Source organism: Paenarthrobacter sp. YJN-5, from assembly GCF_015040095.1.
Classification (GTDB): domain Bacteria; phylum Actinomycetota; class Actinomycetes; order Actinomycetales; family Micrococcaceae; genus Arthrobacter; species Arthrobacter ureafaciens.
On sequence record NZ_CP053544.1, the window covers coordinates 3,506,339 to 3,521,889 of the forward strand.

The 15,551-nt window shown below is 64.2% G+C and carries 12 protein-coding genes; 3 read left to right on the plus strand and 9 right to left on the minus strand.

Annotation, left to right across the window (positions count from 1 at the left end; all coding sequences use genetic code 11):
- Positions 1 to 22 precede the first annotated feature (22 nt).
- Together HMI59_RS16250 and fdxA are read left to right on the plus strand one after the other, a co-directional pair.
- Positions 23 to 1,498 carry an aldehyde dehydrogenase family protein gene (locus tag HMI59_RS16250; RefSeq protein WP_193591882.1) on the plus strand — a complete coding sequence of 492 codons (1,476 nt, stop codon included), beginning with the start codon at positions 23 to 25 and terminating at the stop codon, positions 1,496 to 1,498.
- 6 nt (positions 1,499 to 1,504) lie between these two features.
- Positions 1,505 to 1,813, plus strand: coding sequence for a ferredoxin (gene fdxA / locus HMI59_RS16255; RefSeq protein ID WP_193591883.1), 309 nt, complete (start codon positions 1,505 to 1,507; stop codon positions 1,811 to 1,813).
- Between the two features lie 106 nt (positions 1,814 to 1,919).
- On the opposite strand, the gene HMI59_RS16260 is transcribed toward fdxA, so the two are convergent.
- A complete protein-coding gene (locus HMI59_RS16260) occupies positions 1,920 to 2,666 on the minus strand; it encodes a response regulator transcription factor (RefSeq protein WP_021472760.1) in 747 nt (248 codons plus the stop codon).
- 101 nt (positions 2,667 to 2,767) lie between these two features.
- Here HMI59_RS16260 and HMI59_RS16265 point away from each other — a divergent pair, with 101 nt between their 5' ends.
- Entirely contained in the window at positions 2,768 to 4,438 is a 1,671-nt protein-coding gene (locus HMI59_RS16265; RefSeq protein WP_193591884.1) for a cell wall metabolism sensor histidine kinase WalK, read from the plus strand.
- A gap of 27 nt (positions 4,439 to 4,465) precedes the next feature.
- Here HMI59_RS16265 and HMI59_RS16270 read toward each other — a convergent pair whose 3' ends face one another.
- The 8 genes from HMI59_RS16270 to HMI59_RS16305 form a co-directional block, all read right to left on the minus strand.
- Complete coding sequence (locus HMI59_RS16270) at positions 4,466 to 4,705, minus strand: hypothetical protein (RefSeq protein WP_370583513.1); 240 nt, start codon at positions 4,703 to 4,705, stop codon at positions 4,466 to 4,468.
- A gap of 32 nt (positions 4,706 to 4,737) precedes the next feature.
- Positions 4,738 to 5,946 carry a restriction endonuclease gene (locus HMI59_RS16275; RefSeq protein ID WP_193591885.1) on the minus strand — a complete coding sequence of 403 codons (1,209 nt, stop codon included), beginning with the start codon at positions 5,944 to 5,946 and terminating at the stop codon, positions 4,738 to 4,740.
- A gap of 73 nt (positions 5,947 to 6,019) precedes the next feature.
- Positions 6,020 to 8,245, minus strand: a complete 2,226-nt coding sequence (locus tag HMI59_RS16280; protein ID WP_021472764.1) for an McrB family protein — start codon at positions 8,243 to 8,245, stop codon at positions 6,020 to 6,022.
- Between the two features lie 64 nt (positions 8,246 to 8,309).
- A complete protein-coding gene (locus HMI59_RS16285) occupies positions 8,310 to 10,238 on the minus strand; it encodes a DUF5107 domain-containing protein (RefSeq protein ID WP_227471421.1) in 1,929 nt (642 codons plus the stop codon).
- Position 10,239: 1 nt separating this feature from the next.
- Entirely contained in the window at positions 10,240 to 10,998 is a 759-nt protein-coding gene (locus HMI59_RS16290) for a copper homeostasis protein CutC (RefSeq protein ID WP_166187481.1), read from the minus strand.
- A gap of 85 nt (positions 10,999 to 11,083) precedes the next feature.
- Positions 11,084 to 11,500, minus strand: coding sequence for a thioesterase family protein (locus HMI59_RS16295; protein ID WP_031216655.1), 417 nt, complete (start codon positions 11,498 to 11,500; stop codon positions 11,084 to 11,086).
- 38 nt (positions 11,501 to 11,538) lie between these two features.
- Complete coding sequence (locus tag HMI59_RS16300; RefSeq protein WP_166187479.1) at positions 11,539 to 13,623, minus strand: ABC transporter ATP-binding protein; 2,085 nt, start codon at positions 13,621 to 13,623, stop codon at positions 11,539 to 11,541.
- The gene (locus HMI59_RS16305; protein WP_193591886.1) at positions 13,620 to 15,353 is read right to left on the minus strand and encodes an ABC transporter ATP-binding protein; all 1,734 of its coding nucleotides are present in this window, start codon (positions 15,351 to 15,353) and stop codon (positions 13,620 to 13,622) included. The genes HMI59_RS16300 and HMI59_RS16305 overlap by 4 nt, the downstream gene beginning before the upstream one ends.
- Between the last annotated feature and the right edge of the window lie 198 nt (positions 15,354 to 15,551).

Below are 15,551 nucleotides of genomic sequence, written 5' to 3' on the forward strand. Positions count from 1 at the left end.
ACCCCACCACGTAAGGACCATCATGACTTCCACAACTCTGGATACTGCCCTCACCGCCGAGGCCACCCTCACCGCCCAGCACCTCATCAACGGCCAATGGCTCGGCGAAGGCGTCACACGGCGCATGAACCCCGCCCGTCCGGATGAGCTCGCAGCACTCTCACCCAGCGGGAGCGCCGAGGACGTCGACGCCGCCATCACCGCCGCCGCCGCTGCCCAGCCCGCGTGGGCTGCGCTCCCGGCCCCCTCCCGTGGCGCCATCCTCCTTGCCGCCGGGAACCTGCTGATCGAACGCCAGGGGGCCATCGCCGAAGACCTCGTCCGGGAAGAAGGCAAGACCCTGGCAGAAGCAAAGGGCGAGGTGAAGCGGGCTTCGGACGTCCTGCGCTTCTTCGGCTCCCTCGGCTGGGCTGCCACCGGCGAAGTCCTGCCCAGCGGACTCCCGGACACCACCATCACCACCCGCCGGGAAGCCCTGGGCGTTGTAGGCCTGATCACGCCCTGGAACTTCCCCATCGCCATTCCTGCGTGGAAGACCGCACCGGCCCTGATCAGCGGCAACACCGTGGTGATCAAACCGGCTGAGCTCACTCCGCTCTCCGCCACCCACCTCGCCCGGGCGTTGCAGGACGCAGGCCTCCCTGCCGGCGTGTTCAACGTCGTCCACGGCAAGGGCCGGGTTGTTGGTGACGCACTGGCCCGCGATCCCCGCATCGCCGGGCTGTCCTTCACCGGTTCCACCAACGTGGGCCTGGGATTGCAGGAAATCCTCAACGCCCGCCGTGCCCGGGTGCAGCTGGAAATGGGCGGCAAGAACGGCGTCCTGGTCCTCGACGACGCCGATCCCCGCAAGGCCGCGCAAGTAGTGGCCGCCGGAGCTTTCGGACTCACCGGGCAGGCATGCACGGCAACCTCGCGGGTATACGTTACCCCCGGGATCCGTGCAGCGTTCCTTGACGCGTTGGTGGCCGAAGCCGCCACTTACAGCACCGGTGACGGCCTGGCGGATGGCACGCGGATGGGCGCCGTGGTGAGCAGGCAGCAATTCGAGCAGGACCAGGCAGCGGTGCGCACCGCCGTCGAACGCGGCGCGACCCTCCTGCACGGTACTTACGACGGTGACCCCTCCGGCGCGCTGCTCTTCCCGGCGGCGGTGCTCACCGACCTGCCCTCGGACGACCCCGCGGTCACGGAGGAGATCTTCGGGCCGGTAGTGGCCGTGCTGGAAGTTCCCGACTACGAGGCAGGCCTTGCCGCCGTCAACGACTCCCGATACGGCCTCACCGCAGGCATCTGCACCGATTCCCTCGCCCTCGCCACGGACTTCGCCGCCCGTGCGCAGGCCGGCGTGGTCAAGGTCAACCGGCCCACTGCTGGCCTGGACCTCAACGTCCCGTTCGGCGGGGTCAAGGACTCATCCACCAACACGTTCCGCGAACAAGGACGGTCCGCCCTGGACTTCTTCACGTGGGGCAAAACCGTCTACACGGGCGTGTAGCCGGTCATGAGTTACGTGATCGCGCAGCCCTGCGTGGATGTGAAAGACAAGGCGTGCATCAACGAATGCCCTGTCGATTGTATCTACGAGGGCGCGCGCTCCCTCTACATCCATCCCTCCGAATGCGTGGACTGCGGAGCATGCGATCCCGTGTGCCCCGTGGAAGCCATCTACTTCTCGGAGGACGTCCCGGATGAATGGGCAGACTACGTCCGGGCCAACGCGGAGTTCTTCGATGACGGCCCCGGGCGTTCCCTGCCGGACACGGACCACCCGGTGATCGCAGCGGAACCCGCCCGCGTCCCCCTCGCCTGACCCGTCCCCCTCCCCGCCTTTCCTCCCCAACTGAGTCGCAATTGTGCGCGTTTTGAGCGTTCAAAACGCGCACAGCTGCTACCCAGTTGGGTGAGCGGGGCGGGGCTTAGTTGTTGTGGACTGCCGGGGCCAAACGGTAGCCGACGCCGCGGACTGTTTCCAGCCAGCGCGGGCTTTGGATGCTGTCCCCCAGCTTTTTGCGCAGGTTGCCCATGTGGACCTCCACGGCGCGTTCGTCCGCGTCGCTGACGTAACTGCCGACGTCGTACGGTTCGTTGCGAAGGCGGCGCGCAAGGTCAGCCTTGGTCCGCACAATACGGCCGGTCTCCAACAGTGCCACCAGCAGGTCGAACTCGGTGCGGGTCAGCTTCAGCTCCATGCCGTTGAGGACGGCCGTGCGGGATCCGGCCGACACGGCAAGCCCGTTGTGGGTCATCTCGGGATCGGCGGCTTCCGGGGCGTGCTTGGCGTCCGACGACGACGACCGCGGCCTCCGCATCATGGCCTCCACCCGGGCGCGCAGCTCGCGGGGCCGGAACGGCTTGGTGAGGTAATCGTCGCCACCGGCTTCAAGGCCCATCAACGTGTCGAGCTCTTCGGCGCGGGCCGTGAGCATGATGATGTAGGCGTCGGAAGTCTTACGGATCTGCCGGGCGACTTCAAAACCGTCGATGTCCGGCAGGCCAAGATCCAGCGTAATAACGTCGGGATTCAATTCCCGGGCGGAGTTGACGCCGGCCGAGCCCGTGGACGCCACATGGACGTCGAAACCCGCCTGGGAAAGGACCACCCGGACCAGTTCGCGGATGTCCTGGTCGTCTTCGATGACCAGTCCCACACGTGCTTCACTCATTGCCGCCCCTCAGCCCGCTTCGATAACCCTTCGAAGTATAACCATTATGGTTAGGCTGATCTCATGAACCGTCTTCCTTCTGCCCCACCGGTGGTTAACCCATGAGCACACCCACCATGTGGGCCGTCGATGACAAGAAGAAACTGTTCATCTTCAAGCGCTCCTTCCATGAGCACAGCCTCCGGATGAGGGTGGTGCTGAGCCAGCTGCCGCTCTCGGTCTGCGTGTGCCTTTCCGCCATCCTCGTGTGGCTGTTCTTCCCGGCGACCCTCGGCAACCCGTTCTTCCTGGTGTTCCTGTTGAGCCAGGCATTCCTCCTGGCCCTTTGCATCGCCGTCCCGTGGCACAAGCTGCCCTTTGCCAGCTTCCTGGTCATCCCGATCCTGGACATCGTCTCCATCGCCTTCGGCCGCGAAGGCGGGCAGGAGGCGATCACGGGGATCAGCGTCCTGGTGGTCCTGCCGGTCATTTGGCTGTGCGCCTCCGGTTTGTATCCCCGTCTGGCCGTCGCCCTGGCATTCATCGGGCCACTGGCTATTGTGTGGGCACCGCTCTTCATCCGCGGCACCTTCACCGAGCAGGACCTCACCAAGCCATTGCTCTTCCCTATCCTGATCCTTGGCATCGGGGTCTCGGTCAGCGTCCTCACCCTGAGCATGGTCCGCCAACAACGGGCACTTGAAGAAAAGGACGCGGCCCTCAAAGAGGCTCTCGAAACCAGTACCAAGCAGGAGCGGCTCCTTAACACGGTCATGGAAGCGCTGCCGCTGGGCGTGGTGGCCGTTGACGGCGACGGCCACGACATCCTGATGAACCGCAGGCAACGGCAGACGCACGCCTTGGCCACTCCCCCGGACAACGACGATCCCAACGAATCCCAGCTCCTCGTTTTCGACACGGACCGCACCACCCCGCTGCCGCCGGAGCGCCGGCCCGTCCGCAGGGCGGTGCTGGGTGAGCGTTTCACGGATCAGCTGGTCTGGCTGGGATCCGGCGCCGGGCAGCGCGCATTCACTGCCAGCGCAAGGCCCATGCTTGACCCGGCCGGCAACTTCGCAGGGTCCGTAGTGGTCTTCAGCGACGTCACGGAATTGGTCAATGCCCTGGCAGCAAAAGACGAATTCGTGGCCAACGTATCCCACGAGTTCCGGACACCGCTGACATCCATCCTCGGCTACGTCGAGCTCATCCTCGATGACCCCAACGGGCTGGATCCGAAGTACCGCAAGCAGTTGGACATCGTCCGCCGCAATGCAGAACGCCTGTTGTCACTTGTGTCCGACCTCCTGGCCGTCAGGTCCGGGCAGATCGCCATCCAGCCGCACCCGGTGGATGTTTCCGAACTGGTGCGCGGCAGCGTTGCTTCGGCCGAACCCAGGGCAGCCAAAGCGGGCGTCCGCCTTTCCGTGGACGTGCCCGGGACGCTCCATGCCCGCGTGGACTCCTCCCGGATCTCCCAGGTCCTGGACAACCTCGTGTCCAATGCCATCAAGTACTCACCGGACGGCGGGGACGTGGTGGTATCCGCGTGGGAAGACGAGGACCACGTCTATTGCAAGGTCTCCGACACCGGCATGGGCATCCCGCAGGATGAACAAGCGGGAGTCTTCACCAAGTTCTTCCGGGCGGACGGGGTCCGCAACAGCACCATTCCCGGCGTGGGGTTGGGCCTGCCGATCAGCAAGGCGATCGTCGAGGCCCACGGCGGCAGCATCACACTCCAGAGTGAACCCGGGCAGGGCACCACCTTCACGGTGAAAGTGCCCGCCTAGGCTCGCCCCGGCGTCGGACGTGTCTTTCTAGGCTGCCCCGGCATCCCGCCGGCGGCCGAACACAAAGTAGCTCACCGGACCAAAGAAGTTGATGAAGGACGCAGCCCGCCAGAGGGCCTTCTTGCCCCTGATCTGCGCGTCCGGGGTCTTGGCCAGGCTCCGTTGCGCTGCAATCAGCAGCGTCAGGTTTACCGCGCTGCCCGCCATCATCATGGCCTTTTGCTTGGTGCTCAGATCACGCCAGGACTTCTTCTTCTTAGCCATCATGCCTCCATCGCACTCGGGGTTTACCTCTCAGGCTAGCCGGAGGCTCCCCGCCCCGCCACAGCCTGGCGCACCACTTCTCCCCACGACTGTTCAGCGAGGTCCTCGACGGCGGCAAGGATCTCCGCCGGGGGCAGCGACAGGTCCAACGGGTATTCGATGATGTCGATGTCCGTGTTGAGGATCCGCCGCAGCTTGACCTCACCCGTCCCGGCATAAACGAGCCACGCCGTAGGTACCCGCAAGGCCGTGCAATAGGCCAGCAATTGGTAGTGGTCAGCGTTGAGCGAAGCCCCGGTATCCCCGGCCGCCGTGTATTTGAAGTCGTACACCACCACCGGCTGACCGCCGAGGAAATGCACGGCATCCGGCCGGACCGTCAGGCGATCGGTATCCTGCACTGCTTCGTTCAGGAGTGCCCCGTACTGCAGCCGCATTTCACCGGGATGCCGGCCCATCGCATGACGCAGGGCGGCGCCCACGAACTCCTGGAAAACCTGCCCCATGTCCACCACGAAAGACGCAGACTGCTGTTTGCCCTCGCCTGCCTCGGCCGAGGCGTTGCGCAGGATCACCTCCGCAAGCCGGAGTACGGCGTGGTACCTGAGGTTCATCCGGTTTGCCTGCCACGGCGGCAGCGGCGCGCCGGGCTTAAGCCGGGTGACGGCGTCGAGCTTTCCTTTGAGCTGCCGCAAGCGGCTCAGGACGTCGGCTCGCACGCCGGGGACCTTGCTCATCCGGTCGAGGGCGGCGCGCAGGATGCGGTTCTCCGCGATGTCCTCGGTGAATTCGTCATAGGACACTTCCAGCGGGACCAGCATTCCGGGCCGGCGCGAGATCTGGTCCGAGATGCGGATGCGGCCCTTGACGGTCCGGAGGGATTCGTCGATGGTCAGGTAGCCCTGGAGGACGCCCCGGTTCAGGGCCTTCTCCGCCAACTGCGCCAGGGACTGCGCCAACGCGCTCCACAGATCCGGATGTTCCGTTGCCTCCACGGTGTGGTCACGGAAGCCTTGGTCGCCGGCTAAGCTCAGCAGGAACAGCAAGCGGTTCAGGCCCAGGCGACCCTTCGGACGGACTTCCAACTGCACGGCGGCTGTCCGGACCGAACCAACTTTTCCCACCGGTTCGATCCTGTACAGGCCCATCCCCATGGGCGAAGCCTTGGCCAGGCCACTGGCGTTGATGAACGCAGCCGACTCCGGGTCAAGTTTGTCCACCACCCCGCGCGAGAGCTCGTCCATGAGGATGTGCCGCACCCCCGTTGGATTTTTTGCTGCGCTGGCCGGTGCCCGCCCGGGACGGGGCGGGATGGCGTCAGCGGGAAGCAAGACGTCCCAGCAACTGGTCCAGGCCGAAGCGTTCTTCCAGCTGCGCCCGGTTCAGTTGCCCGTGGTAGTGCTCCTCCAGCAGCGGCATGAGCTCGTACTTCCAGATCCGCCGCAGGCCCGTGGGGGTTTGGGCTGCCGGCTTCATGAAGTAGGACGGGCCGATCATGAGGTCCCTGTCCCAGTCATCGATGGCGGCGTTGAGGGCATCCAGCAGATCCGCGTTGAGGGTATCCAGGCCGCGGGCTTCCAGGAACCGCCGCAGCGAACCTTTCACCGGTTCCACATTCGGGTGCAGCTCAATGAACGCGAAGCGGCGCCGGATGGCGGCGTCCATCATGGCGATGGAACGGTCCGCCGTGTTCATGGTGCCGATGATGTACAGGTTGTCCGGCAGGCTGAAGGGCTCATTCGGGCTGTACTGCAGGTAGATGCGATCATCCCGGTATTCGAGCAGGAAGTAGAGCTCGCCGAAGACCTTGGCCAGGTTGGCCCTGTTCATCTCGTCAATGATCAGGAAGTAAGGCTTGTGGGCGTTCTCCGGCTTTGCGGCTTCCTCGGCGAGGCGGCGCAGCGGTCCGGCAACCAGCTTGAAGGAAACCTGGCCGTCGTCGGTCTTGTCCGGGCGGTAGCCCTCGAAGAAATCCTCGTAGGCATAGGAAGGATGGAACTGCACCAGCTTGACGCGTTCGTCCGTGCTGTCCCCCGCCAACTCCGCGGCAAGGTGCTTGGCCAGGTACGTCTTGCCGGTGCCGGGGGGACCATAGAGCACCAACTGCCGGTTCTCCTCCAACAGCTCCGCGATTTCCTTGAGCGGTTCGAGGTCCATGTGGAGCGAGGCGGCGAACTCTTCGGTCAGGGGCCGGAAGCCCTGCTGAACGACTTCGACGACGGCGGTGGGCGGGGTCTCGTCCTCGCCGTCCGTTTCTGCCTCCACCGGGAGGAGCTCCTGGAGCGCCTGGATCACCCTGGTGACGTCCACGATGATGCCGGGCGTGGACAGCTGGCGCTGTGCGTGGCGCGGCAGCTCCGTGATGGCGTAACTGTCGTCGAACCAGCGCACTTTGCGTTGGATGCGGCGGTTCTCGTGATCCGGTTCGCCCAGCACAACCCCCACGCGGACCCGTCCCGCCTGCTGGTAGAGCGTCAGGTCTCCGGGCTTCATGACGGTCAGGAAAGCGAAGACAGCGGTCTTGGTGTCCTCGCGCTCCACGTACCCAAGGTGTTTGCAGTCCTCGTCTACGGCGTGCTGGACCACCCCCGCGGTGACTCCGGCCTCCAGCGAGCGCAAGTGCTCAACGTCCAGGGTGGCTTTCTCCTCTGCCACCCAGGAGGCCAACAGGTCCGCGTTGTCATGGTGTGTGCGCAGCAGCCAGGAACGGCGGCCCGGGTCTCCCACCTTCCGCCACTGGCTCACCAACTGCCGGGCATACCAGTCGATCCGCTGGCCTGCCTGTTCGTCCAGGTGGAGGCGGATGCGGTGGATGTCAGCGGTGATGTCCTCTTCGGTATCGCCCTTGGCGCCGCCCACGAGGGAAGCGAAGGCATCCCGGATCTCGCGGCGTTCCACGTCCGCCACTACCGGCTCGAAGTAGCTGGGCCACACCAGGTATTCGATGCTGCGCCGCAGGGCGGGCTGGTCCTCGGGCGTACCGGCAGCGAGTTCGTGGAACTTGAGTGGATCGGCCAGCGCCCGGTTGATGGTCTCCGTGCTCTGGCTGTCAACGTGCTCCACGAAGCGGCACAGCCACGTCAGGTGGTCCCAGATGGTCCAGTTGAATTCCGCCGTGCGGTCCCGGATCACGCCGTGGTCCGTCATGCCTTGGTACAGCTCTTCAGGCAGCTCGACCGGCGGTTCCACCCAGGACGCCGCCTCGGCTACACGCGCGCGCTTCACACGCAGGGACTTGACCTCGTGAGCCAGCGGCAGCGACTGCAAATACAGCAGCTCGACGGCCAGGAGCTTCGCCTCGCGTGATGCGCCTTCCAGGTTCTGCCGCAGGTTGGTCATCATGGGCGCCTTGGAGTCCCCGACGCCCCGCTCCAGCCGTTCCAGCAACTCGCGGGCAGCCTCCGCTGTCCACGTCAGCGTCCGCCCGTCAATGGCTGAAGGCTTCCCTTGCAAAGCGGGCTGGAGTACGTACCAGGCAGCGTCCTCGATCTCTTTCGAGATTCCGGGGGCGCGGTCAACGGCAGGCAACACAGGGGAGGTCATTTAAGCCAACTTACCTTGTTTGGGTTAAGTCGGCATCTGGATATCCACAGGCTTCATTCAGCATTTAATGCATCCCGAATTGGTAAGCAGCCGGCACGGGTTCCCCGGCACACACCTCTTCCCACAGCGCCGCGATGGCGTCCTCTCCTTCGCGCAGATCCGGGATTTCCACGCCCGCACGGAGGATGGCCGCGGCCTCCGCTGCCCTGCCGCTGCGGGCCAGTGCAGTGGCCTTCAGGAACATCAAACGTCCGACGGCGGCGCCCTCCGTGGGAGCGGATCCGGTCAGTTCCAGCGCCATGGCGGGATCGCCATGGCGAAGTGCCAAGGTGGCCGCTTCCGTCAGCAACCAGGTGTTGGAGGGATCTGTCGGGACAGCCGTCCGCAGTTCAGCCAACCCCTCCTGTTCGCTGCCTGCTGCCAGGAGAACCAGCGCCAACCCCCGCCGGGCGAGCGCGATCGTCGCCGGCCTGACGCCGGTCGAGTCGAGGACGCGGCGGTACTCCTCCGTGACGCCTTCCAGATCCTGCCGGGCATGCCGCATGGTGGCCAGGTGGTAGTGGGCCTCGGGGCTCTCCTGCCCGGCCAACAACCCTTCCCAGTCCGCCCCCGCCACAAAGGAGGGAGCGCCGTCGAACGCTTGTCCCTTCAGCAGCCCCAGCCAGGGTTCCTGCTCTGCGGTCAGGCTCTCCAGCACGAACGGTGTCCCGCTTTCGGCAACCCAGCTCCGGCCGGCGCGCCGGCGACGGGCCCGCTCAAGCGCGCCCCAACCGCTGCCGATCCGGACCATGGTGGACGGCGGCACGTCAGCGTCGCGGATGGCTGCCGGCAACAGCGACTCCAGTTCCTCGCGGGGCATCAGCGTTTCCAGACGCTCCCCGGCGTGCGCTACTGCCGCCTGCCAGTCCTTCCCGTGGGAGATCCCCGGATCCAGGCTGCCGTTTCCGTAAGCCTCAACCCAGCACCATTGGCTGCCCGCGGGCATGGCGAGGTGTTCGAACTGCGTTCGGGCCAGTCCGGCCTGGATTTCCGCATAGGGACCGGCACCGGGGCTCAACCATTCCTGCCACCGCTTGCCGCCTGCGCCCTGGCCCCACACGAACAGTTTCTTTCCGCGCAGCAGGTCCGTGGACAGCATGGCCAGCCCGTCGCCGTCGTCATCCGCTGCCACCACCCAACGCCGCTCCGAAGGGTCGATGTCGAAGAAGAAATCCGCGGCATGGGGACTGTTGACCAACCATGTGCCGTCATAGCCTTCGTGGTTGGTGGGCGTGACGCGGGTGATGTCGGTGGCGTAATCGCTGCCAAAGGCCTCCTCGGCAGGTGCGATCACCCGGGTCCGGTCCGTCTCCGGAATCGCAGCGTTGCTCCACCAGTACATGGGGAGGTCATGTTCGTTGGGATTCCGGATCCTGACGGCAGCCAAGAGCACCTCCGAATCGGCCGGAAGCCAGATGTCCACTTGGAACACCACCTCGCGGAGCCGTTCGTACTCCCACATGCGGAGGATGTGCTTGCCATCAGCCGTGTGCACGATCGCCGTATGCAAAGGATCGCAGCTGGTGGGCGAATGTCCCCGGGTGCCGATGTTCCATTCCAGGCCGCCTGCAAACCAGGCCTTCCGCAATGCGATGTTGGCGATCTGGGGTGCCGCATGAGTGTGCAGGAGCTGCTTGCCGGTGGCCTTGTCGAAAAGCTCCCAGATCCGCCCGCCCATGGACGGCAGGACAGTCGCCTTCAGCTTGCTGTTTTCAAGAGCGACGGCGGTCAGCTCCCTGGGTGCGGCCGCGCGGCTGTAGCCGTCCTGCATCAGGTACGGATACACGTTGGGCACCACCCCATAGCGGGTAGCTGCCTGCAACTCCTCCGGGACGCCCTCCCCCACGCTGTAGGGTTCCTCAAGCTCCGAACCGACCACCGGCAACGGATTCAGAGGGCCCAGCTCGGCCATGGTCAGGGTTAGGGTGCTTACTGTGATGTTGGACGATGCCACGTCATGACCCCATCGTTGCCGCATTTACTGCCGCCCTCGCTGCACGGACGGTCTCCCGGTCGGTCACCGCGTAGGCCGTAGGATCGGCACCGTCCCGGCTGCCGAGGGCGACGGCAGAGTCCGCGAGCGTGGACACGGTGCGTTTCGCGGAGAGATGCACTGCTGAGAGGCCGGCGGCGTGCATGGCCGGGATGTCGGCGAGCTTGAGCCCTCCCCCGGCCACGATTTCCATGGCTCCGGAGGCCCGTTCAACCAGCCGTGCCAGTGTGTTCAGGCCTTCCCCTGCCGTTGATTCATGTCCGGAGGTGAGGACCCGGGTGAACCCCAGATCCAGGAGGAGGTCCAAGGCAGCCAAGGGGTCACGGGACTGGTCGATGGCCCGGTGGAAGGTGAGCCGGGCTTCCGGGTTCGTTTCCTTTGCCGATTCAAGGAGCCTTCGAACAACCGGAACGTCCACTTCCTGTTCCGCAGTCAGCGCGCCCACCACTACCCCGGCTGCGCCTTGGCGCAGCAGATGCTTGACCTCGTGGACCATGGTGTCCACATCCGAGGCAGAGTAATGGAAATCTCCGGGGCGGGGCCGCACCAGGGCGTGGACTTCCAGCCGTCCGTCAACGTGTTCAAGGCTCGCTTCCAAGAGTCCTTGGCTGGGCGTGATGCCTCCCAGTTCCAAGCTGCTGCAGAGTTCAACCGTGTCCGCGCCCTCGGCTGCGGACGTGCCTGCACCGGCGGCGCTGGTCACCGCGATCTCAAGTCTCATGAGGAAACTCTAGGTCGCCCGGACTGGGCGCACCACGCCTGCCGCTTAGGAATTCCACATCATTCGTGCGGCAGGGCGTGGGGATTTACGCGCGGTAGGCTTCGAGCTTTTCCTTCTGCTCCGGGGTGAGGCGCAGCACCCTCCCCGTTGACTCGGCCACGAAAGCCAGGTGCGTGCTGGCCTTGACGCACTCTTCCTTGGTGACAGGGTCCTTGATGACGTAGTGGAGATCGAAGCTGGCACCCTTGATGGCGCCAACCCAAATCTCGACGACGGCCGGCACATTGCGGTACTCCAGGGTGCGGACGTACCTGACCTTGTGTTCCACAACGAGCGTCATGATGCCTTCTCCGACGTCGTTGAACAACGCAGCGGGCGGCTCAACGCCAGGCAAGCCGGCACCGGCCGGCGGCCCGAAAGCGGCAATGCGGGCTTCTTCGAGCATGCGCACGATCTGCACGTTGTTGATGTGGCCGTACGCATCCATGTCGCCCCAGCGCATGGGTACCAGTACCTCCATGCGCCGGGGCGTTCCGATACTCAGCTGTGCACCGCCGTCGAATCATCCACCGAGACTTCCTCGGCGTCTTCACCCGCGAACTGCGACATGTACAGGCGGTAGTACGCGCCCTGCCGTGCCAGCAGTTGGCCGTGGTTGCCTTGCTCCACGATTTGCCCGTTTTCCATCACCAGGATGGTGTCGGCATCACGGATGGTGGAGAGCCGGTGGGCGATCACAAAGCTGGTGCGATCCGTGCGGAGGGCTGCCATCGCCTTCTGGAGCAGCAGTTCCGTGCGGGTGTCTACGGAGCTGGTGGCCTCGTCAAGGATGAGCAGTGACGGGTTGGAGACGAAGGCCCTGGCGATGGTGATGAGCTGTTTCTCACCGGCACTGACGTTGTTGCCTTCTTCATCAATGATGGTCTGGTAGCCGTCAGGAAGGGCCCGGACAAAGCGGTCCACGTAGGTCGCCTTGGCGGCCTCCATGATCTGCTCTTCCGTGGCGTCAAGGTTGCCGTACCGGATGTTGTCGTAGATAGTCCCACCGAAGAGCCAGGCGTCTTGAAGCACCATGCCCACCTTGGAACGCAGTTCCGCCCGGCTGAGCTCCTTGATGTCGACGCCGTCCAAGGTGATCCGTCCGGCGTTGAGTTCGTAGAAGCGCATCACGAGGTTCACCAGCGTCGTCTTGCCTGCACCCGTGGGCCCGACAATCGCCACGGTGTGGCCGGGTTCGGCACTGAATGACAGGTCCTCGATCAGCGGCTTGTCCTCCACATAGCTGAAGTGGACGTGGTCGAACTCGACGTGGCCATCGGTCTTGGGCGGCAGGTTCCTTGTTCCGGTCTCCGGGACTTCGTCCTCGGCGTCGAGGAACTCGAACACACGCTCGGCGGATGCCACACCGGACTGCAGCATGTTGGCCATGCCGGCGATCTGGCCCAGAGGCTGGGTGAACTCGCGGGAGTATTGGATGAAGGCTGTGGCATCGCCCAGGCTCATGGAACCCGACGCTACGCGCAGGCCACCGACAACTGCGATGCCTACGTAGGACAAGTAGGACACGAAGTTCATGGCCGGGAAGATGATGCCGGAGACGAACTGCGCCCCGAACGAGGCCTTGTAGAGTTCCTCGTTCTTTTCGTCGAAGCGAATCAACATGTCTGCATCGCGCCCAAAGACCTTCACGAGGTCGTGTCCGGAGAACGATTCCTCAATCTGGCCGTTCAGCGCGCCCGTGTTCTTCCACTGGGCGGCAAAGAGCTTCTGGCTGCGGGCACCTATGACACCTGCCAGGACACCGGACAGCGGCAGCGCGATGAGCGCTATCAGGGCCAGTTCCCAAGACACGATGAACATCATCACGATGATGCCCAGGACCGTCAGTACCGAACTGACCAACTGCGCGAAGGCCTGCTGCAGGCCCTGCTGCACGTTGTCGACGTCGTTGGTGACGCGGGACAGGATGTCACCGCGCTGGCGGGTGTCGAAGTAGTTCAGCGGCAGCCGGTTCAGCTTGGCCTGGACCTCATCGCGGAGATTCTTGATGACCCGCATCACAATCCGGTTCAGCAACCACCCCTGGGCCCACAGGAAAATGTTGGCCACGAAGTACATCAGGAGCACGATCGAGATCAGGAACGTCAGCTTGGGGAAGTCGATGCCGTTGGTCAGCGTCATCTTGGAAACCATGTCCGCGAAGTTGTCCTGGCCCTGCTGGCGCATGATTTCGGCGAACTGTTCCGGGCTCACTCCAGGAGGAAGCTGCTTGCCGATGACGCCGCCGAAGATGACGTCCATGGCGCTGCCGAGGATCTTCGGTGCAATGACGTTCAGCACCACGGAAACAACAACAAGCCCAATAACGATCGAGACGCCGATGCGCTCGGGCTTCAGCAACCCCATGAGGCGCTTGGCGGAGGGCCAGAAGGCCTTCGCCTTCTTGGCCGGCACGTCACCGAACATGCCGCCGTCGGCCTCCGTGGGGACGTACTCCTCTTCGGCGAAGTCCTCGTCTTCCATGGCCTCGGTGGCGACGTCCGCTGCGGCCGACGCTTTGGCGGCTTTGGCAGCTTCTGCCTTCGCAGCCCAGCCGCGCTTCTTCTGCTGGTCCTGCCCGCTCATGCCATTTCCTCTACGCTCAGCTGCGATTCAACAATTTCCTGATAAGTGGGCGAGGTTTCCAAGAGTTCGTCGTGCGTTCCGCGGTCCACGATCCGGCCATTGTCCAGCACGAGGATCTCATCGGCATCCTGGATGGTGGACACCCGCTGGGCGACGATGATCACCGTGGCGTCCTGCGTCTTGGCTTTCAACGCCTTCCGCAGGCGAACGTCGGTGGCAACGTCCAAAGCGGAGAACGAATCGTCGAACACGTAGACATTGGGTTTTGTGACCAAGGCCCTGGCGATGCAAAGGCGCTGGCGCTGCCCGCCGGAAACGTTGGTTCCGCCCTGGGAGATCCGGCGGTTCAAGCCGGCGGACTTCTCCTCCACAAATCCCTTGGCCTGCGCCGTTTCCAGCGCATCCCACAGTTCCTGGTCCGTGGCTTCCGTCTTGCCGAACCGCAGGTTGTGTTCGATGGTGCCGGAGAACAGGTACGGCTTCTGCGGAACAGCGGCTACGCGGCTGCTGATCTCCGAGGCATCCAGTTGGGTGACCGGGACGCCGTCGAGCAGTACCTCACCGGAAGCGACGTCATAGAGCCGCGGCAGCAGTGAAACCAGCGTGGTCTTGCCCGCGCCGGTTGAGCCGATAATGGCCAGCGTCTTGCCGGGTTCGGCCGTGAAGGAGACATTGCTCAGCACCGGGGCTTCGGCGCCCGGGTACTTGAACGTCACGTCCCGGTACTCCACGCGTCCCGCCTTGGCTGCTGGAATCACCGGGTTCTCGGGGTTGTGGATGGAAGGTTCGACGTCGAGCACCTCGCCAATGCGGTCTGCACACACCGAGGCGCGCGGAATCATCATCGCCATGAAGGTACCCATCATGACGGCGATCAGGATCTGGAGCAGGTACTGGAGGAAGGCGGTGAGTGCCCCCACCTGCATCTCCCCGGAGTCAACGCGCTGGCCACCGAACCACAGCACGGCAGCAGTGGAAAGGTGGAGGATCATGCCGATGGCAGGGAACATCAGGACGAAGAGGTTGCCGATCTTGACCGACACCGCGGTGAGGTCCTGGTTGGCATCACCGAACCGCTTTGCCTCATAGGGCTCACGGACGAAGGCACGTACAACGCGGATACCGATGATCTGTTCCCGGAGTACCCCGTTGATGGCATCGATCTTGGCCTGCATCGAGCGGAACAACGGCATCAGCCGGACCACGAGGTACCCCACCACTGCTACCAGTAACGGTACGGAAACCCAGACCAGCCAGGAAAGGGACAAATCCTCGCGAAGAGCCATGATGATGCCACCCACGCACATGATGGGTGTGGAAACCATGAAGTTCAGGCCCATCAGCACCAGCATTTGGACCTGCTGGACGTCGTTGGTGCCGCGGGTGATCAGCGTCGGAGCACCGAAGCGGTTGACGTCCTGCGCTGAAAAACTGCTGACTTGGCGGTAGACGGAGCGCCGGAGGTCCCGGCCGATTGCCATGGCCGTCCGGGAGCCGAAGTAGACGGCTGCGATGGCGGTAAGTACCTGGCCCAGGGCAACGGCGAGCATGAGTGCACCGGTGCGCCAGATGAAATCGGTATCGCCGCGGGAGACTCCCTCGTCAATGATTTTGGCATTGAGGCTGGGGAGGTACAGCGTGGCAATAGTGGACGCCAACTGGAATATCAGGACGGCCACTATCTGCGGCAAATACGGCTTGGAGTAGCGCCGTATAAGGGTGACAAGCATGCCCACGGATCCTTAAGGAGAGTGCGTGAATGAGGTAAAAGAAGTTTTAGCAGCAGGCGCTGACAGTATTAGCGTCCTTACTCTACGAGGTCGGTTGCCTCAGCGAAACAACCTCCGGAAAAGATCATCCCAGCGGAGTACCAGCAACGCGCAGGAACGACCCCTGCGGCGGCCAGCAAATAGGGCCCGCGACTGCGT

Bases quoted from the DNA above. Each gene is read 5' to 3' on its own strand.
- HMI59_RS16270 (WP_370583513.1), bottom strand. From the start codon at position 4,705: ATGATGGCTAAGAAGAAGAAGTCCTGGCGTGATCTGAGCACCAAGCAA.
- HMI59_RS16295 (WP_031216655.1), bottom strand. From the start codon at position 11,500: ATGCGCTGGGGCGACATGGATGCGTACGGCCACATCAACAACGTGCAG.
- HMI59_RS16265 (WP_193591884.1), top strand. From the start codon at position 2,768: ATGAGCACACCCACCATGTGGGCCGTCGATGACAAGAAGAAACTGTTC.
- HMI59_RS16250 (WP_193591882.1), top strand. From the start codon at position 23: ATGACTTCCACAACTCTGGATACTGCCCTCACCGCCGAGGCCACCCTC.
- HMI59_RS16280 (WP_021472764.1), bottom strand. From the start codon at position 8,245: ATGACCTCCCCTGTGTTGCCTGCCGTTGACCGCGCCCCCGGAATCTCG.
- HMI59_RS16260 (WP_021472760.1), bottom strand. From the start codon at position 2,666: ATGAGTGAAGCACGTGTGGGACTGGTCATCGAAGACGACCAGGACATC.
- HMI59_RS16290 (WP_166187481.1), bottom strand. From the start codon at position 10,998: ATGAGACTTGAGATCGCGGTGACCAGCGCCGCCGGTGCAGGCACGTCC.
- HMI59_RS16300 (WP_166187479.1), bottom strand. From the start codon at position 13,623: ATGAGCGGGCAGGACCAGCAGAAGAAGCGCGGCTGGGCTGCGAAGGCA.
- fdxA (WP_193591883.1), top strand. From the start codon at position 1,505: ATGAGTTACGTGATCGCGCAGCCCTGCGTGGATGTGAAAGACAAGGCG.
- HMI59_RS16305 (WP_193591886.1), bottom strand. From the start codon at position 15,353: ATGCTTGTCACCCTTATACGGCGCTACTCCAAGCCGTATTTGCCGCAG.
- HMI59_RS16275 (WP_193591885.1), bottom strand. From the start codon at position 5,946: ATGGACGAGCTCTCGCGCGGGGTGGTGGACAAACTTGACCCGGAGTCG.